Annotated in this window: 17 protein-coding genes and 1 pseudogene; 9 read left to right on the top strand and 9 right to left on the bottom strand. The window is 70.4% G+C overall.

Annotated elements, in window-relative coordinates:
* Nucleotides 1-9 precede the first annotated feature (9 nt).
* Nucleotides 10-3,168, top strand: coding sequence for an AfsR/SARP family transcriptional regulator (locus BJY18_RS16305; RefSeq protein WP_184780792.1), 3,159 nt, complete (start codon nucleotides 10-12; stop codon nucleotides 3,166-3,168).
* On the opposite strand, the gene BJY18_RS16310 is transcribed toward BJY18_RS16305, so the two are convergent.
* Nucleotides 3,110-3,871, bottom strand: a complete 762-nt coding sequence (locus BJY18_RS16310) for an ABC transporter permease (protein ID WP_184780793.1) — start codon at nucleotides 3,869-3,871, stop codon at nucleotides 3,110-3,112. The genes BJY18_RS16305 and BJY18_RS16310 overlap by 59 nt on opposite strands.
* A complete protein-coding gene (locus BJY18_RS16315; RefSeq protein ID WP_184780794.1) occupies nucleotides 3,864-4,805 on the bottom strand; it encodes an ATP-binding cassette domain-containing protein in 942 nt (313 codons plus the stop codon). Before BJY18_RS16315 ends, BJY18_RS16310 begins: the two co-directional genes overlap by 8 nt.
* Before the next feature lie 126 nt (nucleotides 4,806-4,931).
* Here BJY18_RS16315 and BJY18_RS16320 point away from each other — a divergent pair, with 126 nt between their 5' ends.
* Together BJY18_RS16320 and BJY18_RS16325 are read left to right on the top strand one after the other, a co-directional pair.
* The gene (locus BJY18_RS16320; protein WP_312873864.1) at nucleotides 4,932-7,187 is read left to right on the top strand and encodes a hypothetical protein; all 2,256 of its coding nucleotides are present in this window, start codon (nucleotides 4,932-4,934) and stop codon (nucleotides 7,185-7,187) included.
* A gap of 69 nt (nucleotides 7,188-7,256) precedes the next feature.
* Nucleotides 7,257-7,922, top strand: a complete 666-nt coding sequence (locus tag BJY18_RS16325) for an alpha/beta fold hydrolase (protein WP_184780796.1) — start codon at nucleotides 7,257-7,259, stop codon at nucleotides 7,920-7,922.
* Between the two features lies 1 nt (nucleotide 7,923).
* Here BJY18_RS16325 and BJY18_RS16330 read toward each other — a convergent pair whose 3' ends face one another.
* Both BJY18_RS16330 and BJY18_RS16335 read right to left on the bottom strand, forming a co-directional pair.
* Nucleotides 7,924-8,919 (bottom strand): glutathione S-transferase family protein, encoded by a 996-nt coding sequence (locus tag BJY18_RS16330; RefSeq protein ID WP_184780797.1) that lies wholly within the window; start codon nucleotides 8,917-8,919, stop codon nucleotides 7,924-7,926.
* Entirely contained in the window at nucleotides 8,916-9,401 is a 486-nt protein-coding gene (locus BJY18_RS16335; RefSeq protein WP_184780798.1) for a MarR family winged helix-turn-helix transcriptional regulator, read from the bottom strand. The genes BJY18_RS16330 and BJY18_RS16335 overlap by 4 nt, the downstream gene beginning before the upstream one ends.
* A gap of 103 nt (nucleotides 9,402-9,504) precedes the next feature.
* Between BJY18_RS16335 and BJY18_RS16340 the strand changes: the two genes are divergently transcribed.
* The 4 genes from BJY18_RS16340 (at nucleotide 9,505) to BJY18_RS37475 (ending at nucleotide 13,927) form a co-directional block, all read left to right on the top strand.
* Entirely contained in the window at nucleotides 9,505-10,050 is a 546-nt protein-coding gene (locus BJY18_RS16340) for a YceI family protein (RefSeq protein ID WP_184780799.1), read from the top strand.
* A gap of 1,084 nt (nucleotides 10,051-11,134) precedes the next feature.
* Entirely contained in the window at nucleotides 11,135-12,535 is a 1,401-nt protein-coding gene (locus tag BJY18_RS16345; RefSeq protein ID WP_184780800.1) for a sugar porter family MFS transporter, read from the top strand.
* A 534-nt stretch (nucleotides 12,536-13,069) separates the two neighbouring features.
* Nucleotides 13,070-13,474 carry a DUF742 domain-containing protein gene (locus tag BJY18_RS37765; protein ID WP_184780801.1) on the top strand — a complete coding sequence of 135 codons (405 nt, stop codon included), beginning with the start codon at nucleotides 13,070-13,072 and terminating at the stop codon, nucleotides 13,472-13,474.
* A gap of 324 nt (nucleotides 13,475-13,798) precedes the next feature.
* Entirely contained in the window at nucleotides 13,799-13,927 is a 129-nt protein-coding gene (locus BJY18_RS37475) for a hypothetical protein (RefSeq protein ID WP_281393675.1), read from the top strand.
* 829 nt (nucleotides 13,928-14,756) lie between these two features.
* Here BJY18_RS37475 and dinB read toward each other — a convergent pair.
* Nucleotides 14,757-15,815: pseudogene (gene dinB, locus BJY18_RS16355) on the bottom strand (DNA polymerase IV); the annotation flags it as partial.
* Nucleotides 15,816-15,897: 82 nt separating this feature from the next.
* Nucleotides 15,898-17,667, bottom strand: coding sequence for a serine/threonine-protein kinase (locus BJY18_RS36930; protein ID WP_246458886.1), 1,770 nt, complete (start codon nucleotides 17,665-17,667; stop codon nucleotides 15,898-15,900).
* A 134-nt stretch (nucleotides 17,668-17,801) separates the two neighbouring features.
* Between BJY18_RS36930 and BJY18_RS16365 the strand changes: the two genes are divergently transcribed.
* Nucleotides 17,802-19,034 carry an MFS transporter gene (locus BJY18_RS16365; RefSeq protein ID WP_184780802.1) on the top strand — a complete coding sequence of 411 codons (1,233 nt, stop codon included), beginning with the start codon at nucleotides 17,802-17,804 and terminating at the stop codon, nucleotides 19,032-19,034.
* A 988-nt stretch (nucleotides 19,035-20,022) separates the two neighbouring features.
* Nucleotides 20,023-21,249, top strand: a complete 1,227-nt coding sequence (locus BJY18_RS16370) for a GGDEF domain-containing protein (RefSeq protein ID WP_312873865.1) — start codon at nucleotides 20,023-20,025, stop codon at nucleotides 21,247-21,249.
* Nucleotides 21,250-21,259: 10 nt separating this feature from the next.
* Here BJY18_RS16370 and BJY18_RS16375 read toward each other — a convergent pair whose 3' ends face one another.
* From BJY18_RS16375 to BJY18_RS16385, 3 genes are read right to left on the bottom strand one after another with little or no spacing between them, the layout of a single operon-like run.
* Nucleotides 21,260-22,015 (bottom strand): SDR family NAD(P)-dependent oxidoreductase, encoded by a 756-nt coding sequence (locus tag BJY18_RS16375; protein ID WP_184780804.1) that lies wholly within the window; start codon nucleotides 22,013-22,015, stop codon nucleotides 21,260-21,262.
* 13 nt (nucleotides 22,016-22,028) lie between these two features.
* A complete protein-coding gene (locus BJY18_RS16380) occupies nucleotides 22,029-23,000 on the bottom strand; it encodes a zinc-binding dehydrogenase (RefSeq protein WP_184780805.1) in 972 nt (323 codons plus the stop codon).
* Nucleotides 22,997-23,848 (bottom strand): SCO6745 family protein, encoded by an 852-nt coding sequence (locus BJY18_RS16385; protein WP_184780806.1) that lies wholly within the window; start codon nucleotides 23,846-23,848, stop codon nucleotides 22,997-22,999. Before BJY18_RS16385 ends, BJY18_RS16380 begins: the two co-directional genes overlap by 4 nt.
* Nucleotides 23,849-23,896: the final 48 nt, after the last annotated feature.

The following is a 23,896-nucleotide window of genomic DNA, read 5'->3' on the forward strand; positions in this document are numbered from 1 at the left end:
AATCGGGTGGTGCGGATCGGCGTGCTGGGACCCCTCGAGGTGCGGACCGACGCGGGCGCCGAGGTCGAGGTCGCCGGCGTCCGGGTGCGGACGTTGCTGAGCGCGCTCGCGCTGGAGCCCGGGCGGGTCGTCGCGCCGGGACGGCTGGTGGACGCGGTGTGGGGAGCACATCCGCCGGCCACCGCCAATGCCTTGCAGGCACTCGTCTCCCGGCTGCGGCGGGCCGGCGCGGATCTGGAGAGCACGCCCGCCGGGTACCGGCTGCCCGCCGCGACCGTGGACGTGGCGCGGTTCGAGGAGCTGGTCACCGCTGCCCGCGCCGCGGGAGACGACCACACCCGCGTGCGGCTGCTGCGCGAAGCACTCGACCTCTGGCGTGGACCCGCACTCGGTGAGGTCGCCGACGGCGAGTTCTTCCAGGCTCCCGTCGCCCGGCTCACCGAACTCCGGCTCACTGCCGCCGAAGACCACGCCGAGTCCGCACTGCGCCTCGGCCACGGAGCGGACCTGACCACGGAGCTGTCCGAACTCCTGGCCCAGCACCCCCTGCGCGAACGGCTGGCGGCCGCGCTGATGCGCGCGCTGCATGCCGCTGGACAGCCGGCCGAAGCGTTGCGGGTGTTCGCGCGGATCCGGGCCGCGCTCGCTGACGAACTCGGCGCTGATCCGTCCGCCGAGCTGTCCACAGTGCACACTTCGCTGCTGCGCGAGAACAGCGGTACGACTGCGACCGGACCGCGGACGAATCTACGCGCCGGGCTCACCAGTTTCGTCGGCCGCGACTCGGACGTCGCCGAGGTGGCCAAGCTCGTCGGTGAATACCGGCTCACCACGCTCATCGGGCCGGGCGGCGCAGGGAAGACCCGTCTCGCGGGCGAGACCGGGCACCGGTTGCTGAGTGAAGCGAACGGCGACGTCTGGTTCATCGAGCTCGCCTCGGCCGCCCCCGGCACGGATCTCGCCCAGGCCGTGCTCGGCGCACTCGAACAACGCGGGCACGTGCACCTGGGGCTGCACGCCGGCGGCTCACCTCGGGACCGTGCGGTGGCAGCGTTGCGCGGCCGGGAAACCCTGCTGGTGCTGGACAACTGCGAGCACGTCATCGACGCGGCCGCGGAGCTGGCCGAACGACTGCTCGGCGAGTGCCCGCTGCTGCGCGTCCTGGCCACGAGCCGGGAAGCCCTCGCGGTGACCGGTGAAGCGCTGTGGCCGGTCGAACCCCTGACGCTCCCGGCCGAGGGCGCCGGCGCACCCGAGGCGATGACCTGCGCCTCGGTGCGCCTGTTCGCCGACCGGGCCGCCGCGGTGCGGCCGGGCTTCACCGTTGACGATTCCACTGTGGACGATGTGGTCCGGGTCTGCCGGGCGCTCGACGGAATGCCGCTGGCCGTGGAGCTGGCCGCGGCGCGGCTGCGGTCGCTGACCGTGCCGCAGCTCGCGGCCCGGCTCGACGACCGGTTTCGCCTGCTGACCGGGGGCAGCCGCACGGCGCTGGCGCGGCACCGGACGCTGCGCGCGGTCGTCGACTGGAGCTGGGATCTGCTGGAACCGGACGAACGCCGGCTGCTTCGCCGGCTCGCGGTGTTCTCCGGCGGCGCGACGGCCGAGGCTGCCGAGGCGGTCTGCGAGGGCGGCGCCGACTCGCTTCTCCCGCTGGTCGACAAATCGCTGCTGACCGTCTCCGGCGATCCCGAGCCGCGCTACGGGATGCTGGAGACGATCAAGGCCTACGGCCTGGAGCGGCTGGCCGAGGCGGGTGAGGGCGAAGCGGTGCGGGAGGCGCACGCGCAGTGGTTCGCCTCGCTGGCCGAACGCGCCGACGGCCATCTGCGCGCTATCGAACAACTCGACTGGCTTCCCCGGCTGAAAGCCGACCACGGCAACCTCGTCGCCGCCATCCGGAGTGCGATCGCCGCGGGCGACGCGGCCCTGTCCGTCCGGCTGGTGGTCAGCTGTTCGTGGTTTTGGCTGCTGACCGGGCACAAACTGGAAGGCCTCGACCTGATCGCGGCCGCGCTGGCCGTGCCGGGCCGGGTGGACGACGGGGCACGGGCCACCGCGTACGCGATGCGGGCGCTGCTCATGACCGCCGGGCTGGCCGACGACCGCAGTGCCGACGACTGGGTGGACGCGGCGCTGGAGCTGGCCGGCGGCCGGGTCGCGCGGCAGCATCCGATCCTGCGGTTCATGGTCCCGTCGCACGAGTTGCTGCGCAGTGGCAGGGACGGTACGCCGCCCACTCTGTCCGCATTGGACGATCTGGTGGTGGACCCGGATCCGTGGCTGCGGGCGCACGCCCTGCTGAACCGGTCCCGGCTGCAGGTGAGCGTCCACCGCGACGTGGCCGCGGCGGAGGAGGACGGCCGGGAGTCGGTACGGCTGTTCCGGCTCAGCGGGGAACGCTGGGGGGCGTCGCTGGCGTTGAGCGGGCTCGCCGAGCTCGTCGCCCGGCGTGGCGCGCTGGCCGAATCCGCGGCGCTGTACGGGGAATCCGTCGACGCCGTGCGCGAGCTGGGCGCACTCGAGGACGCCATCTGGGCGCGCGGCCGGCAAGCGCAGCTGCTGCTGCACCTGGGCGACGAAGCGGGTGCGGCGGCCGCGATCGCCGCGGCGGACCTCGAATCGGCGACCGTCACGTTCCCCGACGCGCTGGCCGGCCTGGCTCACGCGAAGGGAGATCTTGCCCGCTGGCAAGGCGATCCGGCCACCGCACGGCTGAACCTGGAGCGGGCCGAAGCCCTGCTCGGCCACACCACCATGCACCCGGTGTTCCGCGCGATGCTGGAGCATTCGCACGCCTACCTCGACGCCGGCGCCGGCGATCTGGACTCGGCACGCGTCCGCCGGCGCCGGGCCCTGGACCTGTTCCTCGAGGTCAACGACGTGGTCTACCTGGCACAGAGCCTGGTCGGGGTCGCCGACCACGCCGTGCGCCTGGGCCGGATCACCGACGCTGCCCTACTGCTGCGCGCCGCCACGGATCTGCGCGGCGGACCGGACCACGGCTCCCCCGACACCGCCGCCGTCGAAGCCTCGATCCGGGGCCTCGGCGAGCACGCGCCTGCCGAAGCCCCGGTCGCGGACGCGATTGCGCTGGCCCACGAGGTGCTCAGCGAATCAGGTTCCGCTCGAACAGCCGACGTGCCCACAGGTACCCGGCGAGGCTGATCAGCACGCACCAACCCAGCGCCAGCAACGGATTCGAGCCCACCGGCGTACCACGGAGCAGGCCCCGCACCGTCTCCATCACCGGCGTGAACGGCTGGTATTCGGCAAACCACCGCAGTCCGGCGGGCATCGAGCCGGTGGGCACGAAGCCACTGCCCAGGAACGGCAGCAGGATCAGCGGCATCGGAAGATTGCTCGCGCCCTCGACGCTCTTGGTCACCATCCCGAGCGCGACCGTCAGCCAGGTCAGGGAAAACGCCAGCAGCGCGAGCATGCCGAGCACGCCCAGCCAGCGCGGCAGGTCCGCGGAAGGCCGGAACCCGATGGCGACCGCCAGCCCCAGTGTCACCACGACGCTCAGCATCGCTTGCACACAGCTGCCCCCCACGTGCCCGGTGAGCACCGCCGCGCGGCTGATCGCCATCGTGCGGAAGCGGGCGACGATGCCCTGGGTCATGTCCATCGCCACGGACACCGCCGTCCCCTGCACCGAACCGGCGATCGCCATCAGCAGCACGCCCGGGACCACGTAGTCGAGGTAGGTCCCGCGGCCCCCGCCGATACCGGCGCCGAGCACACCGCCGAAGACGTACACGAACAGCAGCAGGAAGATCACCGGCATCGCGAGCAGCACCAGCGTCATCGACGGGTAGCGCATCAGGTGCTTGAGGTTGCGGCGCACCATGACGACCGAGTCACGCATCAGCGGTCACGCTCCGTTCGGTGAGGGTGAGGAACACGTCGTCGAGGTCGGGCAGGTGCACCGACAGCTCGCCGACTTCCACGTCCGCCGCGTCGAGCCGGTCCAGCAGCGCACGAAGGGACCGGACCCCGCCGTCGCTCGGCACCTGCAGGGTGAGCGCGTCGTCGTCGCGGACGGCTTCGCCGAACAGCCGCGCACCCGCGTCCAGCGATGCGTTGTCGGAGAAGCGCAACCGCACGTGGCCGCCGGCGACGAGCCGTTTCAGCTCGTCCGCGGTGCCCTCGGCGACGAGCCGGCCGCGGTCCAGCACGGCGATCCGGTCGGCGAGCTGGTCGGCCTCGTCCAGGTACTGCGTGGTCAGGAAGAGGGTGACCCCATCGGCCACGAGGTCCCGGATGATCGACCACATCGTGCGCCGGCTGCGCGGATCGAGCCCGGTGGTCGGCTCGTCGAGGAAGACGATCCGCGCCGAGCCGACGAGGCTCATCGCCAGGTCGAGCCGCCGCCGCATGCCGCCGGAGTAGGTGCCGGCCAGCCGGTGGGCCGCGTCGGTGAGGTCGAACCGCGTCAGCAGCTCGGCCACCCGCGCACGTCCGCCCGCCCGGCCGAGGTGGCGCAGATCGGCCATCAGCCGCAGGTTTTCCGTCCCGGTGAGCAGGTCGTCGACAGCGGAGAACTGCCCGGTCACGCCGATCGCGGCCCGGACCCCGTCCGGCTCCCGCCGCACCTCGCATCCGGCCACCCACACGTCACCCCCGTCCGGGGCAAGCAGCGTGGAGAGGATCTGGACGGTGGTGGTCTTGCCCGCGCCATTGGGCCCGAGCAAGGCGAAAACGGTGCCCGGTTCGACCCGCAGGTCGATACCGTCGAGCACGGTGTGTTCGCCGTAGGCCTTGCGCAGCCCGCGGACGCTGATCGCCGGGGTGGTGGACATCGGTCCCCCTTTCGCTGTGATGCCCGCACCGTGCCCGGCTTCCCTGACACCCGGTGGCGTTCGCGCTGACACCGCACTGACACGAAACCGCCTGTTCCGCCGTGACCGATGTGGCATCATCCGCCGGTGACCGGTGAGTGGAGCGACCCGCGCGCGTTCGATGCCGGGTGGCTGGACGACTTCGCCTCGTGGACCGCTCGCGCCGCACTGGAATCCCTGGTCGATGAAGCCCTCGCCGGACCGGAGCTCGCCGGCGCGCTCCGCCGGGAGTCACTGCGGGCGACCGACGTCCGCGAAGGGCTGCTGGAGAACGAGTCCCTGCTCGCGAAGATCCGGATGCTGCAGGATCAGGTCTCGGCCGAGGGAGCGAGCGGGTTCCGGCCGCGTGGCCGTCCGGTCCGCGTGAGCGAGCTGGGGTGGCTGCTGATCCCCTTCGTGCTCGAAGTCGGCTACCTGAGCTTGCTGCAGCGGGCCTGGGACGCGATGCCGGTGTTCCTCCGGATCTTCGCGGTTCTGGCGTTGCCCTGCGGCCTGGTGGCTGCCGTGGCGCGAATGTCCAGGAGGACGCCTGAGCTGCGTGCCCGATTCACGAGCGGACCGGCGGAATTCGGCGACGAACAGCTCGGGCTCGGCCGCCGCCGTCCGTTCGCGCTGCGGGAGATCGTGCTGCCCGAGGCGCGCGACTTCATCTCCGCGCACCGCCTGCTGCACTACGGCACCGAGCTGGTCTTCGAAAAGCAGTGCGAACTCTACGAGGAGGCGACCGGTGACGTCGTGCCCACAGCGGCGGCGAAACGACTGCGCCGCATCCTCGAACGCGCGGGGACGGGCGCGATCGCGCTCGGCGGGCAACGCGGTTCCGGCAAGACGACGGCAATCCTTTCCCTGCAACGCGGATTGATCCACGGCACGGAGAATCCGGCACCGCTGGTGGTCGTCGCCGCGGCCCCGGCCAACTACGACGCCCGGGACTTCGTGCTGCATCTGCACGGGCTGCTGTGCAAGGCGGTGCTCGACCTGCTCTGGAACGAACTGCCCCCGGTCCGCTCCTGGCGCAGCTGGCTGCGCCGGGGTGCGCGGCTGTCGGCAGACCTGATCGGCTCCGCCGCGGTGGCCTGGGCGATCGGCGGCTGGCTGTGGGACGGCTCGTTCACCCGCTTCCCGATCGAACTGGGACTGCTGCTGCGCCGGATCCACTTCCCGGACCTGATAGATCCTCTGTGGACAGACCAGCCGGCGGGCAACCGGATCGCGCTGATCGTGATCGTACTGCTCGCCCTGCGGTGGACGCTGAAAGTGCTGCGCATCCCGATCGACGTGCTGCTGGACGCCGTGCAGCGCAAGCGCTCTGCCGGACTGCTCGAGCTGGAGGCGGACGCGCGCCGCCAGCTCGACCGGATCCGTTACCTGCAGACGCACACCAGCGGATGGTCGGGCAAGCTGCTCTTCCCCGGCAGCGCGGACCTGGGCCGGACGCAGTCGACGCAGCGGGCCGAGCAGCAGCTGACCCATCCCGAGGTGGTGGCGGAGTTCCGGGCGTTCGCGCAGCGGACCGCCGGGCTGCTGCGCGGCGAAGGGGTCACCGACCGGCTCGTGGTCGCCATCGACGAACTGGACAAGATCGGCGAGCAGGAAAAAGCCCAGCAGCTGGTGAACGACGTCAAGGGCATCTTCGGCGTCCCCGGCTGCCTCTACCTGGTCGCGGTGTCCGACGACGCGGTGCTCAGCTTCGAGCAGCGCGGACTCGCCATGCGGGACGCCTTCGACAGCGCGTTCTCCGAACTGGTCCGCCTGGAACCGTTCACCCAGGACGAAAGCAGGCTGTGGATCGCGCAGCGGCTGCCCGGCGTCCCGGAGCAGTTCTGCCACCTCGGGCACTGCCTGTCCGGCGGCCTCCCCCGCGACCTGCGCCGCGTCACGATCGACATGGTGGACGTGACGACCGAGCTGTACCAGCCGTCGCTGTCCGCGGTCACGTCGATCCTGCTCCGCGCGGAGCTGACCGCGAAGACGAGCGCGTTCACCGGACAGGCGCGCGCACTGGAGCAGACGACGGAACTGGCGCAGCTCTGGACGAAACTGCTGCGCATCCCCGAAACCCGGGAGGCCGCCGAACTCGCCGCGCTGGCCGCCGAACTGCACGAGGGCGCCACGCACGACCTCGCCACGCCGGTGAACCTGTTGCGCCACCACAGCAGTGCGTTCGTCCTCTTCTGCGCCACGATGCTGGAGCTGTTCACGGACGCGTTGACCGACGACCGCCTCACCCCGGCCCTGCACCAGCTGGCCGTGGCCCGCCGCCACCTCGCCCTCGACCCGCACCTCGCGTGGTCGACACTAACGGACTTCCGCAAAGCACACGACCTGGCACTGCCGGAATAACCACTGCTTATGGTACGTGGAAGAACCAGGCCTTGGACTTCCGCCGCCCGCGTTCGTAGCGTTGCGGACGTGACCACTTACATCCTCGTCCCCGGCGCCTGTCACGGCGGCTGGTGCTTCGATCGGCTCACCGCGGAGCTGCGCGACGCCGGACACCGTGTCGTCCCGCTGACTCTGACCGGCCTCAGTGAACGTCGTCACCTGCTGCACGCCGGCGTCAATCTCGAAACCCACATCGAAGATCTCGTATACGTGCTGGAAGCCAAACGCGTCGAGAACGCGGTCCTCGTGGGCCACAGCTACGGGGGAATGGTCATCACCGGCGCCGCCGACCGTGTCCCCTGGCGAGTGGACGCGCTGGTCTACCTCGACGCGTTCGTCCCGGAAAACGGCGAATCCTGCTGGAGCCTCACCGACGAACGGCAACGGGAGTGGTACCTGACCGTCGGCGAGATCGGCTACGCCGTACCTCCGCTGCCGTTCTTCGACTCCCGCGCTTCCGCGCACCCGCTGGCCTCCCTGCTCCAGACCATCCGGCTGGAGGGCGACCTGAGCCGGTTCCGCCGCCGCGACTACGTCTACGCGAAGATCTGGGACGGCGGCTCGCCGTTCGAACCGACCTATTGCACACTCCGCGACGATCCACATTGGAACGTGCACGAACTGGACAGCAGGCACGACCTGATGCGGGACGCGCCGCGGGAGCTGCTGCGCATCCTCCTCGCGACGGGTTGAGTCAGTCCGCCGACGGCAGCTCCGGCACGCGCTCGCCCGCCGGCGGCGGGCCGGGTGGGGTGCCGTCACCGAAGGGACGGCCGCCCAGCTCCTCGCGTCCGTGCGGGGAGAGCCAGCCGGACAGCTCCGGGCCCAGCGGCACGATCCCGGTCGGGTTCACCTGCCGGTGCACCACGTAGTAGTGCTCCTTGATCTGGGCGAAGTCGATGGTGTCGCCGAACCCGGGAGTCTGGAACAGGTCCCGCGCGTACGCCCACAGCACCGGCAGCTCCGTGAGCTTCGCACGGTTGCACTTGAAGTGGCCGTGGTACACCGCGTCGAAGCGGACCAGCGTGGTGAACAGCCGGACGTCGGCCTCGGTGATCGTGTCGCCCACCAGGTAACGCTGTCCGGCCAGCCGCTGCGACAGCCAGTCGAGCCTCCCGAACAGATCGCGGTAGGCCTGCTCGTAAGCGTCCTGAGAACTGGCGAACCCGGCCTTGTACACGCCGTTGTTCACGTCGTGGAAGACTTTCTCCGCCACGTCGTCGATTTCCGCGCGCAGCGGCTCCGGATACAGCTCGGGGGCGCCTTCGCGGTGGTGCGCACGCCATTCCAGCGAAAAGTCGAGCGTCATCTGCTTGAAGTCGTTGGTCACCACCTGGCCGCTGGCCACGTCCACGAGGGCCGGCACGGTGATCCCCCGCGGGTACTCCGGATCGCGCGCGAAGAACGCCTGCTGCAGCCGTTCGATGCCGAGCACCGGATCGCGGCCGCCCGGGTCGAGGTCGAAGGTCCAGCTGCGCTCGTCGTGCGTCGGCCCGCAGATGCCCATGGACAGCACGTCCTCGAGTCCCAGCAGCCGCCGCACGATGGACGCGCGGTTGGCCCACGGGCAGGCCCTGGCGATCACCAGCCGGTAGCGGCCGGGTTCGACCGGCCAGCCGTCGCGGCCGTCGGCGGTGACGCGGTCGGCAAGGTAGTTCATGTCGCGCCGGAAAGCGCCCTTCTCGGTCATCGGCCCTGCTTTCGTCGGCTTGGTTCGGGCGGCTCGAGCGCGGCGGCCAGCCGGGCGAGGATCGGACCCGCGGCGCGCACCTCGTCGGGAGAGAGGTGGTCGAACAAGTGGGTCCGCACCCGCTCGAGATGCCCAGGGTAGGCGGCGGCGAGCTTCGCGTGCCCCTCGTCGGTGAGGGTGGCGTGCGCGGCCCGCCGGTCCTGCGGGCACCTGACCTTGCGGACCAGCCCGCGGCGCTCGAGACTTTCCACCACCCGGCTGATCCGGCTGAGCGACAGCGCGGCGGCCTCGGCAAGGTCGGTGAGGCGCAACCGGCCCTCGGCGGCCTCGGACAGCGAGACCAGTACCGTGTAGTCGGTCATCGAGATGCCGGTGTCCCGGTCGAACTGGTCCTCCAGCACGCGGGGCAGCACGGTGATGATCCTGGTCAGCGGCCGCCACACGGCTTGTTCCCTACCGGTCAGCGGAGCTCTGTTCACCACGGGGACGAGTCTAGCCGAACACTTGCTCGCGCAATCAGTTATCCTGGGTTACAGTGTTGGTTGAGCCCTCAACAACCTAGCCCGAAGCACGAAGGAAGCAGACATGACCTACCCCCAGCTCACCGGCGAGTACACGATCGACGACACGCACAGCCGCATCGGGTTCGTCGCCCGGCACGCCATGGTGACCAAGGTCCGGGGCTCGTTCAACGAGTTCGAAGGCAGCTTCACGGTCGACGGCGACGCCCCGGAGAAGTCCAGCGCCCAGGTCACCCTGCAGACCAAGAGCATCGACACCCGCAACGCCGACCGCGACGGCCACCTGCGCACCAACGACTTCCTGTCCGCCGACGAGCACCCGGTGATCACCTTCACCTCGACCGCCATCGCCCAGAACGGCGAGGACGGCTTCGATGTGACCGGCGACCTGACCATCAAGGGCATCACCAAGCCGGTGACCATCCCGTTCGAGTTCGGCGGCGCGGCGAAGGACCCGTTCGGCAACGACCGCGTGGGCTTCGACGGCTCGACCGTGATCAACCGCAGCGACTTCGGTGTCACCTTCAACGCCCCGCTGGAGACCGGCGGCGTGCTGGTCTCGGACAAGATCACTCTCGAGTTCGAGATCTCCGCGATCAAGAACGCCTGAGCACACCGCAGGGCGGGCTTCGAGACCACCACCGAAGCCCGCCTTCCCGCGGCTGGCCTGGCTTGTCCGGACCCCGCCGTCGGACCCCGCCGTCGAATCCCACCGTCGACGTCCGCGCCGACCGCCGGCCCGATCAGTCCGGACCCACCCCGTCCGGACCAGCTCCCGCCAACCACGTCCGCGCCGGGCGTTTCTCAGGCGATTTCACCGGCATCGCGAGCTGCGCGGCGTTCAGGACCTCCCACACCGGTTCATCCGCGGGCCGGGAGCCATCCGCCACCCCTGGCAATGGCACCGGGAACCAACTGGCGACTCCGGCAATGGCACCGGGAACCAACCGCCGACTCTGGCGACGAAACCGGGAGCAGCCACTGATTCTGGCGACGGATAATGATCTTCGCCGGTAGTTCTCGTGCTTCACCTTGCCGGAACTTGAACCGTCACAACTTTCACCGTCCCCCACTCCCGCCGCTTCGCCGTAGCCAGCCGCGGGCCAGCCACCACGCTCGCCTCGCCTGGCAGCCCGACGCCGGCGAGCGCGCCCGTGAGGTAGACCGGACGCATCCACCACGACGGCTCGATGCGCACACTCCCTCTGGACCTCCTGCCGGAGCGACCTCGAAACCCTCTCCCGCGCATCCCCAGGGCCACTTCTTCATTCTCAGCCGCACGCCGACGGCGTCCTCACCGGCGCCTGAGCCGGACGACCACCGTACGACAGCAAACCTGGCACCTTCAGTTTCCGGGTGAACACGAGGGCGCTGACCTGCGAATTTGCCCCTCATAGGCGTACACATATGTGAATGCTAGTCACGTGACTGAATAGTTATCAGCCCGCGTCTTGCCCGTGTGGAGACCGCGTGTGACTGTGTACGGCGAAGTTCGTTTCCCCACCGCAGTGGTGACGAGGAAAGGCGTTGCCCGGCAAGGGAACCGATCGTTCCACAGTGCTGTTCACGGCGATCCGCGGGCACGTTCGGCGCGCGCGGCGGCCAACCGACCCCCATCGCCCGGCCCGGACGGCGCTGGTCTCCCGCCAGCGGACTCCGACCGGCCGGCCCCTCCGGAAAGAGACGGCTCGGCAATGACACAGACAGCCGCGGCGCGGCGGCCCATCAACAGGACCACGTTGTACTTCTTCGGCGCACTGGGCGGCATCCTGTTCGGTTACGACCTCGGGGTCATTTCCGGGGTGTTGCCGTTCATCGGGAAGGTCTGGGACCTGACCGGCTGGGACAAGGGCGTGATCACCGCCAGCATCTCGGTGGGTGCGGTCGTCGGCGCGCTCTTCTCGGGTCGACTCAACGAGAAACTGGGCAGGCGCCGGACGATCATGGTGGCCGCGGTGATCGTCATCGTGGGCACCGCGGCGGCGACCTTCTCGCCGTCGTTCGGCCTGCTGATCGTGTCGCGGCTGGTGATCGGCGTGGGTATCGGGTTCTCGTCGTCGACCGTGCCGACGTACCTGTCGGAGCTGGCGCCGGCCCGGTTGCGTGGCGCGATGGGTGCGCTGAACCAGATCTTCATCGTGCTCGGCATCCTGATCGCGTTCCTGGTGAGCTACGGGCTGGGCTCGTCGGAGAACTGGCGCGCGATGTTCGCCGGCGCGGTCGTGCCGGCGGCGATTCTGTTGGTGGGCTTGATGTTCCTGCCGGAAACGCCGCGCTGGCTGGTCGCGAACGGGCATGAGGAACAGGCCCGCGCGGTGCTGGTGAGCTCGCACGGTTCGGCGGTGAACGTCGACGAGGAGATCGGCACGATCCGCGAGGTCATCCGGCTGGACACGGAATCGGCGAAGACCCGTTTCCGCGATCTGGTGACGCCGATGGTGCGCCCGATGCTGGTGGTGGCCCTGCTGCTGGCGATCGGTCAGCAGTTCAGCGGCGTGAACGCGGTCAACGCGTACTTCCCGACCATGCTGATCGGCCTCGGGTTCGCGACGCAGGCGGCGCTGCTGTCCGGGGTGTTGCTGGGCGTGACGAAGTTCCTGTTCACCGCGTGGGTGGTTTTCGTGGTGGACCGCTGGGGCCGCAAACCGCTGCTGCTCATCGGCAACGTGATCATGGTACTGACGCTGGTCACCGCCGGCTTCGTGGTGATCGGGGTCGAGGACACCGGAACCAAGGGCGTCCTGATGCTGATCGCGATGGTGCTGTACTTGGTCGGCTACGAACTCGGCTGGGGCGCCGTGGTGTGGGTGATGATGTCGGAGGTGTTCCCGCTCAAGGCGCGCGCCGCCGGCATGGGCGTGAGCAGCGTCGTCCTGTGGGCCGCGACCGGCATCATCAGCGCCGTGTTCCCGATCATCTCGGACCCCGGAGCCCTCGGCATCGGCGGCTCGATGTTCCTTTTCGCCGGCATCAACGTCGTCCTGTTCGCCCTGACGAAGTGGCTGGTCCCGGAAACGAAGGGCCGCAGCCTGGAGCAAATCGAACTGGACCTCCGAGGCCGCCACAACGCCCGGACCGACACCCAAGCCGCCTGAGCAGCTTTTGGGCTGGATTGGCCTGACGGAGAACAGATAGTGGGGAAAGCCGCCTGGATGCCAGGCGGCTTTCTCGCGTGATCGTTCGAGCAGGAACCGGCCGCCTGCCCCGCCACTTCCGCATCGCGGCCCGCGCCGGCGGTCGCGGCGACACCCGGTCCACTTCGGACAAGGCACGACGGACGGCCCTTGGCATCGCCCCGCGCCCGGTGCTGTACTGCCGCACAGGACGTGAGGAGGTGCGGCATGCTCGAGCCGGAACTCCCCGGAGCGCCGTTCCCGCCACCGCGCCCGGGCCGGCACCGGCTGCCCGAACCCACGGAACAACGACCGCTCGGACAGCACCCGGCCGGGCAGCCACCGGTCGGGCAGCCGGCGCCCAGGCGGCAATCAGCCGGACAGCCACCACCCGGGCAGCCGCTGGCGGGGCGGCGACGGGTCGGTTCGGCAGGGGTCGAGGTCGGGCACACGGGTGCCGTGGAGTCGCCTTGGACGGGTCACCAGGAGTTCGAGCGTCAGGGAACCGTTGGGTCTGTGGATCCGGGACCGTTGCCGGATGTCGAGGTGCAGACCGGTGCCGACGTACGGCGTGACCTCGAAGGGTTACCCGGCAGAGAAATCCCGGCGAGTGGCGACCCGCGGCACAGCGCGGGAGGCGATCCGGCACTCGAGGCATTGCTCTCGACCACTGGACTCGGGCTGCGGTTACAACGGTTGTTGCGGGCACCGTACGACCGAGCCTGCGCGTTGTGTGGGGACACGATGGCGGTCGCCGAGTTGGCTGCTCGGCTGGAATTGCCCGTCGAGGACACCCGCGCGATCGTCGGCGAACTGGTCGACGGGCGGCTTCTCGTGGTGTATCCGCCCATCGGGAGCTACCCGCCGGACGCTTGGCGGGAAGCACTCGACCTGATGCTCAGCCGGCTGTCCGAGTTGTGAGACCGGTGCCCGGCCGTGAGTCAGTCCGGCAGCATGGGCATCTCCACTCCGGGATCGTGGCGCAACAGGGCGGCCCGGGTCACCGCCGCGGCCCCGAACCGATCGCGGACGCTGTCCATCGCGACGTCCAGCGGATCGGCAGGCGCCGACCGAGCGGACGTGCCCGACCGAGCAGACGAGGCGGGCGAGGGAGAAGATCGAAACGACGAAACGGGCTTCGGTGGCTGCGCGTCCGCCTGGAGGCCAGACCTCGACAGCGGAGCGGAACCCGTCGAAGCCGAGCCCCGTGGCGACCTCGGCGATGGGTCGGGTACCGATGCCGGGTTGGACTCCACAAGCGGGATGGCCGTCACCGGTGCCGGAATGGGCGTCACCGACGGGTGGGACGTCGACGGCAGTCCGACCGCCGGAGGCGAGGTGAACGTCGGTGGCGAGGTGAACGTCGGTGGTTGAGCGGACGTCGTCGGTTGAGCGGACGTCGGTGGTTGTGTGGGCGTCGTCGGCGCAGCATGCATCGGCGGCACGGACCTCGCCGGCGCAGCAGACGTCGGCAACGCAACGAGTCCCGGCTCAGCAAACTTCGGCGGCGCAGCATCCCTCGACGCAACGGACCTAGACGGCGCAACCCGCGACGACGCCTGCGCAGACCTCGTCGGGTCAGCGTGCCTCGCCGGCTCAGCGGACGTCGGCGGCACAACGTGCGTCGGCTGGCCGGACATCGGCGACTCAGCAAACCTCGGCCGCGCAACGTTCATCGGCAGCGCGACGAGTCTCGACTCAGCAAACGTCGGCGGCGCAGCATCCCTCGACGCAACGGACCTAGACGGCGCAACCCGCGACGACGCCTGCGCAGACCTCGTCGGGTCAGCGTGCCTCGCCGGCTCAGCGGACGTCGGCGGCACAACGTGTGTCGGCTGAGCAGCGCGCCTCGGCTGGCCGGACGTCGGCGACTCAGCAAACTTCGCCGGAGCAACTGCCTCGTCAACTCAGCAGACGTCGCCGATACAACGGGCCCCGACGACTCAGCGAACCTCGGCGGCACAACGAGCCTCGTCAGCTCGGCAGAACTCGCGGGCGGCGCAGCGTGCCTCGTCGGCGCAACGGGCGACGGCTGAGCAACGGGCCTCGGCGGCTGAGCAACGTGCCTCGACGGTGGAACGGGCGACGGCGGAAGGACTGCCGCCGGAGGTGAAGTTGTCGCTGACCTGGCGCTCGCCGGTGTTGCAGCTCTCGCTGGTAGGGCGTCTGCCGATGGTGGAAGGGGCGTCGGCTGGAGGGTGTCGAAAGGGAGCGTCAGCTGGACTGCGTGGGGGCTGTCCAGGTTCGTCAGCGACAGGCCCAGCAGCGTCAGCCCTCGGTCGTGGATCGTGGGCTCGGCGGCGGACAGCAGGGCACATGCTGCTGCCAGGAGGGTGGCCGTGTGGTCGGTGCATTCTCCCAGCTTGCGCGAACGCGTGGCGCGGGTGAAGTCGGCGAATCGCAGGCGGAGCACCACCGTGCGGCACACCCGTGACGCCGCGCGGAGGCGGCGGGACAGTCGGTCCACAATGGACATCAGTATCTCGTCCAGCTCGGCCCGGGAACGTCTTCGGCGGCCGAGTGCCCGCTGCGCACCCATCGAACGGCGGCGCCGCGCCGGCTGGACCGCGCGTGGATCACGACCGTGGGCAAGGAGATGCAGATGCCGGCCGGCGCCGGGACCCAGCAGGGACACCAGATCCACCTCCGGCAGCAGCGCCACCTCCCGCACGGTGGTGACGCCGAGCGCCCGCAGCTTCGCCGACGTCACCTTCCCCACTCCCCACAGCCGCTCCACCGGCAGCGGGTGCAGGAACTCCAGCTCTCCCTCCGGCGGCACCACCAGCAGCCCGTCCGGCTTCGCCACCGCGCTGGCCACCTTCGCGAGGAACTTGGTGCGCGCCACCCCGACCGTGATCGGCAGCCCGACCTGCGCCAGCACCTCCGCACGCAGCCGCGTCGCGATCTCCGACGGTCGCCCTGCGATCCGCCGCAGACCGCCGACGTCGAGGAACGCCTCGTCGATGGACACGCCCTCGACCACGGGCGTGGTCCGCCGGAACACCTCGAACACGGCTTTGCTCGCCGCGCTGTACACCGGCATACGCGGCGGCACCACCACCGCCTGCGGGCACAGCCGCCGAGCCTGCGCACCACCCATGGCGGTGCGCACGCCGAGCGCCTTCGCCTCGTAACTCGCGGCCAGCACCACGCCGCCGCCGACGATCACCGGCCGGCCACGCAGCCGGGGCGCGTCACGCTGCTCGACCGACGCGTAGAACGCGTCGAGGTCGGCATGCAGGATCGGTCCTTCGTTCGTCACGAACACATGTTCGCATCGAAGTACGACAAAAACCGGGGATCTGCCACCCGAACGGGCTAAAAACCGCCTCGGCGGGCCGCGGTCACTTGCTCTCCACCTCGATCTTCCAGACGCCGTCTTGCTGCACCATGGTGTAGGTGTGGTGCTGGACCGTGGTGCTGCCGTTCCGGCGGCGGTAGGTGATCTGAGCGCTGAGCGTGTTGCTGCCGGTGACCTTGACGTCGTTCGCGGACACCGAGGAGAACCCGTCCCAGAAATCGGAGTAACTCTCGAATGTCTGGTTGCGCTCAGCGCGGAACTTGTCGCTGAGCATCGTCCAGCTCACCTTCAAGTTCGTGGGGATCTGCGAGAAGTAGCTACGCAGCGCCGCGGACATCGCTTCGGGCGACGAATCGGCGGAACTCGACGAGACCGGCGGGCTCGAGGAAGACGAGGACACCGGAGGGGAACTGCTCGGCGTGGACACGGGCGCCGACGTCGACGGCGCGGGAGCCGGGGGGTTCGCGACCGGGTCCGGCTGGTCCTGCCTGCGCGTGAGCACGACGGTGAGGAGCACGGCGAGCACCACGACCAGTGCGCCCGCCCCGGCGAGGATCATCGCGCGACGTCTTCGATCGGCCGGCAGCGAGGCCGTGTCCCCCGGCGCGCCACCGGCGGTCGAACCGGATGCAGCATCCGGACCGGGTGAACCGGCCGCGGAGGCCGCAGCACCGTGCGTGGCATCGAAGGTAGGCGCTCCTCCAGCGGCATCGCTCGCCGCAGAAGCCGGGCCGGTCACACCTGCACCAGCGCCCGAGTCACCGGCGGCCGAGCCCGCCACGCCTGCACCCGAGCCCGCCACGCCCGCTCCAGCGGCCGAGTCACCGGCACCCGCTACCCCCGCGCCCGAGCCCCATTCCCCACCACCGGCAGCCGAGCCGACACCGTGCCCACCCGCGGCGGAGCCCCAACGCCCACGGCCACCCGGCAGCACGGTCATCGGTGCGGTCTTCGGCAGCGTCGGCGGTTCGGGGACCGTCACGACCGGCGTGACGCCTCCGTCGAGCGCGCGCAGTTCGGTGACCACCTCCGCCATCGACGGACGGTCGTCGGGCTTCAGTTCGAGCAGTTTCAGCAGCAGCGGTTCGAGCTTCCCCGCCTGCTTCGGCGGGGTGATCGACCCGCTGGAAACCCGGTACAGCAAGGCGATCGCGTTGTCCGACGTACCGAACGGCGGCGCGCCTTCCACCGCCATGTACACCGTGGCACCGAGCGCGAACACGTCGGAGGCGAACGTGGCCTCCTCGCCACGGGCGACTTCCGGCGCGAGGAACGCCGGCGTCCCGGAGATCTCCCCGGTCGCGGTGAGCGTGACGTCACCCATCGCGCGGGAGATGCCGAAGTCGGTGACCTTGACCGTGCCGTCGTCGCCGAGCAGCACGTTGCCCGGTTTGACGTCGCGGTGCACCACGCCGGCCCGATGCGCGGCGGCCAGCACGCCCGCCAGCTGCACCGCGATCGGGATGACCTCCTCGACGCCGAGCGGGCCGTCCTCGTGCAGTTTCACCGACAGGCTGCGCGAGGGCAGGTATTCCATGATCAGCCACGGCCGGTCCTCGTACTCGACCACGTTGAACACGGAGATCGCGTTGGGATGCTGCAGCCGGGCCGCGATGCGTGCCTCGCGCATGGCACGGTTCTTGGCCTCTTCGACCTTGTCCTCGCCCTGGTTGACGGGCATGAGGAGTTCCTTCACCGCGACGATCCGGCCGAGGATCTTGTCCTCACCCCGCCAGACCATGCCCATGGCACCGCTGCCGACGAGTTCGACGAGCTCGTAGCGACCGGCGACCTGCCGGCTCTCCTCGGTCAACGGAAAACCCCTCGATGCGACGATTCACGGACGGCGACCTCCCAGTTTTCCACGAACCGGCCCGGGCGCCTCCGACGACCCACCCCGGCCCGCGGGGGTTGCTCCGAGTGCCCGCGCCAGGACAGGCTGAGCACATGACCACCACGGCACCGTCGTTCCGGAACGTGTTCGGTGTCGGGGAATTCCGCGCGTTGTGGGTGGCTCATGTGCTGTCCGTGGCCGGAGATCAACTGGCCAGGGTGGCGCTGACGGTGCTCGTGTTCGACCGTACCGAGTCCGCCGGCTGGGCCGCCGGAACGTACGCGCTGACCTATCTGCCGGATCTGCTCGGTGGCGCGCTCGGCGGCCTGGCGGACCGGTTCCCGCGCCGTTCGGTGCTCGTGGTGGCCGACGTGCTGCGTGCGGTGCTCGTCGCGGCGATGGCGATCCCCGCCATCCCGTGGCCGCTCGCCGCGGGGCTGCTCGTGCTCGTGCAACTGGCGGCCGGTCCGTTTCAGGCGGCACGCCAAGCGGTGCTGCCGGACCTGCTGGGCGAGGAGAAACTGCCGACCGGACAGGCGATCCTGTCCTCGACCTACCAGGCGGCCCTCGTCGTGGGCTTCGGCGCGGGCGCGGCCGTGGTGACGTGGCTGGGGGTGTCCGGCGCGCTCTGGGTGGACGCGGTCACCTTCGCCGTGTCGGCGGCCGCGTTGCGCTGGGGGCTGCGGCCGTATCCGGTCACGACGGTCGTCGAACGCACGCCACAGTGGGCTTCGCTGGTCGCCGGCTGCCGGCTCGTCGCCCGGGACCGGAAACTGCGATCGCTGCTGGCGATCGCGTGTTGCTGCGGGTTCTACGTGGTCCCCGAAGGACTGGCCGTGCCGGTGGCGGCGCAGCTCGGCGGCACCGGGGTGCTCGGCTGGCTGCTGGTTGCCAACCCGGTCGGCACGCTGCTGGGCGCGCTGCTGATCAGCCGTCTGCCGAGGGCACGGCAGATCCGCTGGCTCGGTCCGCTCGCCGTGGCCAGCAGCCTGGTGCTGCTGCCCACCGGCTGGACGCCCGCGTTGCCGGTGCTGGTCGTGCTGTGGACGGTGTCCGGCGCCTGCTCCGCGCACGACCTGATCACGCAGGTGCAGTACAGCCTCGCCGCACCACCCGGGCAACGCGGCCAGGTGATCGGCGTGGCGATCGCCGCCCTGCGCGCGGCACAGGGTCTCGGCATCATCGTCGCGGGAGCACTGACGCAGGCGTTCACGCCGACGACAGTGGTCGCGATCGCGGGCGTCGCGGGTGCGCTGTGCGCAGCCGTGGCCGGCACCGCGTGGGCCCGCGCGGTGCGGCCCCGCCGAAGTCCCCTCGACGGGGCCACGCCACCTCCGGCGCAGTGATCCGCGGGGTCGGGTGACCTCAGGTCCAGTTGTTGTCACGCATGCCTTTCACCTCCTCGACGGCACGTTTCCGGGACGGCGACCGCTCACCGGGTCCAGTTGTTGTCACGCATCCGGGCCTCCTTCCGCACGCAGAGCAAACCGGGCGGACGTACGGGCTTCAGCGGGTCCAGTTGTTGTCGCGCACGGGTTTCACCTCCTCGCCACGAGACGGATCGAGTCTTTTCAGCGGGTCCAGTTGTTGTCACGCATCCGGGCACCTCCTCTCTCGCAGAACCGGCCGGCCACTCGCTTCAGCGAGTCCAGTTGTTGTCACGCATCCAGGCCACCTCCCTTCTCACAGAACCGGCCGGCCATTCGCTTCAGCGGGTCCAGTTGTTGTCGCGCATCCGTAGCCACCTCCCTTCTCGCAAAACGGCCAGCCTCCGGCCTCAGCAGGTCCAGTTGTTGTCCCGCAAGTCCATTTCGCCTCCCTTCGATGACGTTCGGGCGCCGCGCGCGCGGCAGTTCGGTCACCAGTTGTTGTCCCGCACCGTGGACACCTCCTCTCACCTGCGAAGACGGAAGTCTCGACCCGGGGTCGAGGCTCGAGCCGGTCGTCCGGTCACGACCGGACCGTCCAGTTGTTGTCGCGCACTGTCGTCACCTCCCTTGTCGCAACTGCACTACCGGGTGAGTAGCACACAAATCCGTCACGGAGAGTGCCAACAGTGACCGCGACAGCCAGCCGGGCCAACGGCCACGATCTGCTGGTCGGTCACAGCTTCGTGGCGTTTTGTCGTCACGCACAGTGGTCACCTCCCCTGCTCCCCGCCGGGCGTTGGGCTGTCCGGGCGAAAATGCTCCGGCTGATCTCAGAGTCCGGGCAACGGGCAGCACACGACGCGCCTCGTCGTTTACGGTAGAAGCCAACCGGGTGAGGTGAAGAGTGCGCGGACGAACTGCCGGGTGGTTCACGGGGTGGCGCCTGTGGCAGCTGCCCCCGCACGTGCGCACTTACGTACTGCTCGTGAACGTCGTCGCGGTCGGCGCGTCGCTGAGCACAGCGTGGCTCGTCCCGGTCACCAGAACCGATCTCCTGCGCTTCGGGGTGCTCGCCGTGTGCGCGGCGGCCGCGATCGAGGCGACGCGCCACATCGAGCGACAGCGTGAGTACAACCGGGCCGCCACCGTCGCATATGTGGACACCAAGGCCGTCTGGAGCATCGCCGCGGTGATCGCGCTCCCGGCAGTGCTGGCCACGGCGATGGTCGTGTTCACCTACGCGGTCGCGTGGTGGCGGATCTGGCCCCGCGAACGGCCGGTGCTGCCGCACCGCTGGATCTTCTCCGCCGCGTCCGTGCTGTGCGGTACGCAGGCCGCGATCTGCGTGCTCGCGCTCGGCATGCATCACTACCCCGGCGTCCTCGCGTCCGGCTTCCTGCCGGGATTGACCGACCTCGCCGTGATCGTGCTCGCCTGCGGTCTGCGCTGGGCGATCAACACCGCGCTCGTGATGGCCGCGATCGCGCTGTCGAGCGCGCCGCGGTCGCTTTCGGAGCTGTTCGCCGGCTTCGGCGACCAGCTGCTGGAGGCCGGCGCGATCGGGCTCGGCCTGGTCACCGCCGCGCTCCTGCTGCTGGCCAACCCACTGCTGCTGGCCGGGGTGGTGCTGGCGCTGGTCGCGTTGCACCGCGGCCTGCTGCTGACCCAGTTCCAGCGCGACGCCCGCACCGACGTCACCACGGGCTTGGCCACGAAACGCTGGTGGCGCACCGTCGCCGAGCAGTACCTGGACCGCGCCCGCAGCGGGCAGGGCACGGTCGGTGTGCTGCTGCTGGACCTGGACCACTTCAAGGCGATCAACGACACCTACGGCCATCCGACCGGCGATCTGGTGCTGCGCGAGATCGCCATCGCGCTGTGCGCGGAGGTGCGCGAGCAGGACATGTGCGGGCGCTGGGGCGGCGAGGAGTTCGCTATCGTGCTGCCGAACGTGCCCAGCGAGGAGCACCTCGGCCAGCTCGCCGACCGGATCCGCTGCCGGGTGCCCCAGGTCGTGGTGGCACTGCCCGACCGGGACACGGTGATCAGCGACCTCACCGTGTCCATCGGCTGCGCCCTCTACCCGGCCGAGCACCTCTCCAGCATCGACGATGTGCTCGTCGCCAGCGACACCGCGCTGTACCGGGCGAAACAGGCCGGCCGCAACCGCGTCGAGCTCGCCACCCGCTGAAACCCGCTGCTCAGTCCACCAGCGCGCCGCAGCTGATGTTCACCGTGGCTGCCGTCATCGTGCGGGCCTTGTCCGAGGCGGCGAACGCTGCTGCCGCGCCCACGTCGGCGAGCGTCGCGGCGCGGCCGAGCAGGGTGGGTTCCGCCAGCTCTTCGACAAGTTCCGCGCGGCCCGGGAAGTCCGCCGGCAGTGTTTCGGGGATGCCGCCGGTGCGCAGGGTCACCGTACGCACGCCGTAGCGGCCCAGCTCGGCGGCCAGCTGACGGCGCATGGCCTCCAGCGCGGCGAAGCCCACCTGCAGGCCGCCGACCGAATGACCGCGGACCGGGTCGCCGTCGCCGCCGAAGACCAGGACAACGCCGGAACCCCGGCGCTTCACGTGCCGGCCGGCCGCCCGCATGGTGAGGAACGTGGTGCGCACGCCGGTGCGCACCGGCTGTTCGTAGTCGGCGAGGGACATTTCGATCATCGGCGTCCCCTGCACGTCGCCGTGGGTGATCACATTGACCGAGATGTCGAGGCTCCCACCGGCCTCGACGACAGCGTCCGCATGGCCGTCGACGGCCGATTCGTCCAGCGCGTCCAGCACCGCGACGTCCGCGACGCCGCCTGCCGCGCGAATGTCCGAGGCCACACGCTCCAGCTTGTCGCGGTTGCGCCCGGTCAGGAAAACCCGCGCACCCTCCTCCGCGAACGCTCGCGCGATCGCCCCGCCGAGCGCGCCGCCACCGCCGTGAACCACCGCGTTCTTGCCTTCAAGCAGCATGTCGATTCCTCTCTCACCCTTGCGTCGAACGGCGTCCCGCGGAATCGACATCGAGCACGAGGCGAGTTCCGCGCGCTTCGCCGCCTTCGATGCGCCGGTGTGCTTCGGCCGCGTCCGACAGCGCCAGCCGCTTCACCGCGCGGGGCCGCAGGCCACCGGCGGCGAACCGCTCGTTGACCGTCTTCGCGGCGTCGGCGAGTTCGGCGGCGGTGGCGTGCGAGATCGCGAACCCGAGCACCGACCGGTCGTGCATGTACAGCTCGCCGGCAGGCAGCACCGGTCGGCTGCGTGGCCCGGCCAGCAGCACGATCCGTCCGCGCCAAGCCAGCTGTGGCACCACCGCGGCCAGATCGTTCGTGCCGGAGGTGTCCACGTACAGGTCGATATCGCCGGGCAGTTCGCCGTCGCGGTAGTCGAGTGCTTCGACGGCGCCGAGGGCCCGGCAGTGCGCCAGATCGCGAGCCGAAGCGGTGGCGACCACCCGCGCTCCGGCGTTCGTGGCGAGCTCGATCAGCGCGGATCCGACGTTGCCGCCTCCGCCGGCCACGACCACGGTCTCCCCGGCACACAGCCGTCCGTGTGTGAACAGCGCGAGGTACGCCGTCGCCGCGGGATGCACGACCGCGACGAACTCGGCCGGATCCGCGCCGTCGGGCAGCCGGTACAGCCGCTCGACGGCCACCGCGACCCGCGTCGCAGCCGCGCCCTGCCGTCCGCCGTGCCCGAGACTGTTGCCCCACACCGGTTCCCCAGCGCTGAACCCGCCGCCATCCTCGGCGACCCGCCCGGCGAAATCCCGCCCCAGCACCAGCGGCCACGGTCCCGGCACTTCGAACAACCCGCTGCGCACGAAGGTGTCCACCGGATCGACCGCACTCACCGAGACGTCGACCAGCACCTCACCTTCACCGCGCACCGGATCGGGCAGCTCGCCGACCCGGATGGTTTCGGCCGGACCCGGTCGCGGGACGAACGCGGCTCTCACGGCCGTACCGCACCCATCGGATTCGGTACCGGCAGACCACCACCGTCGACGACCAGGCGGCCCAACGGCGCCGCCAGCTCCAGCACCCGCTCCACGACCGGCGCGCCGAGCGCTTCGAGCGGGTCGGCCGCGAGCCGGTCAGTGGTCTCCTCGACAGTCCGGCGGACGTCCTCGCCCGCGGTGGTCAGCCGCCCATCGTCGTCGAGCAGGCCGCGGGAAACCAGGCGTGTGGTGGCCTCGTCCCATTCCTCGTCGCTCCAGCCACGAGCGCGCTGCACCAGCTCGCGGGTGGTCGCGCCGGTGGCGATGTGCGTGATGCTCGCTTCGAGACCGGTCAGCCCGGCTGCCACCGACGCCAGCACGTGACCGTCCCCGCGATGCTCGCGCAAGGTGGAGACGGCCAGCCACAGCCGGGCCAGCGGACGGTCCGGGCGCGGCACCGCGGCCCACGCGGCGGCGAGCGGGCGGCCCGGGAACCGGCAGCCGGCGACGGCCGGTTCCAGCAGCTGTGCCAGCTCGGTCACCGGAGCCGGGCCGAGCAACCGGTTCAGCGTGGTTTCGACGGCCTCGATCCGGGTGGACAGCACGTCGTCGGGTGCGGCGAAATCCCACGCGTCCGGCAGCGCGCGAGCGACCATCCGCGGGGCGAACCCGAAGAACATCGCCGCGACCGGTTCCGGGCCGAGCGGCCCGAGCGGCGCGGCCCGTCCGGCGAAGTACCCCATCCAGAAACCACGCAGCCCCAACGCTTTCGCGGCTTCGGCAGGTTCGGGGGCGAAGTAGACCACGGCGTGCAGCGGCTCCAGCGCCGTCCACAGCTGCCGTGCCGGGCTCGGATCGGTCTCCATGCCGCCGACTCTAGGCCGGGCAGACGACGGTGGCCCGCCGTCCCGCGA

Source organism: Amycolatopsis jiangsuensis (assembly GCF_014204865.1).
GTDB classification, from domain to species: Bacteria; Actinomycetota; Actinomycetes; order Mycobacteriales; family Pseudonocardiaceae; genus Amycolatopsis; species Amycolatopsis jiangsuensis.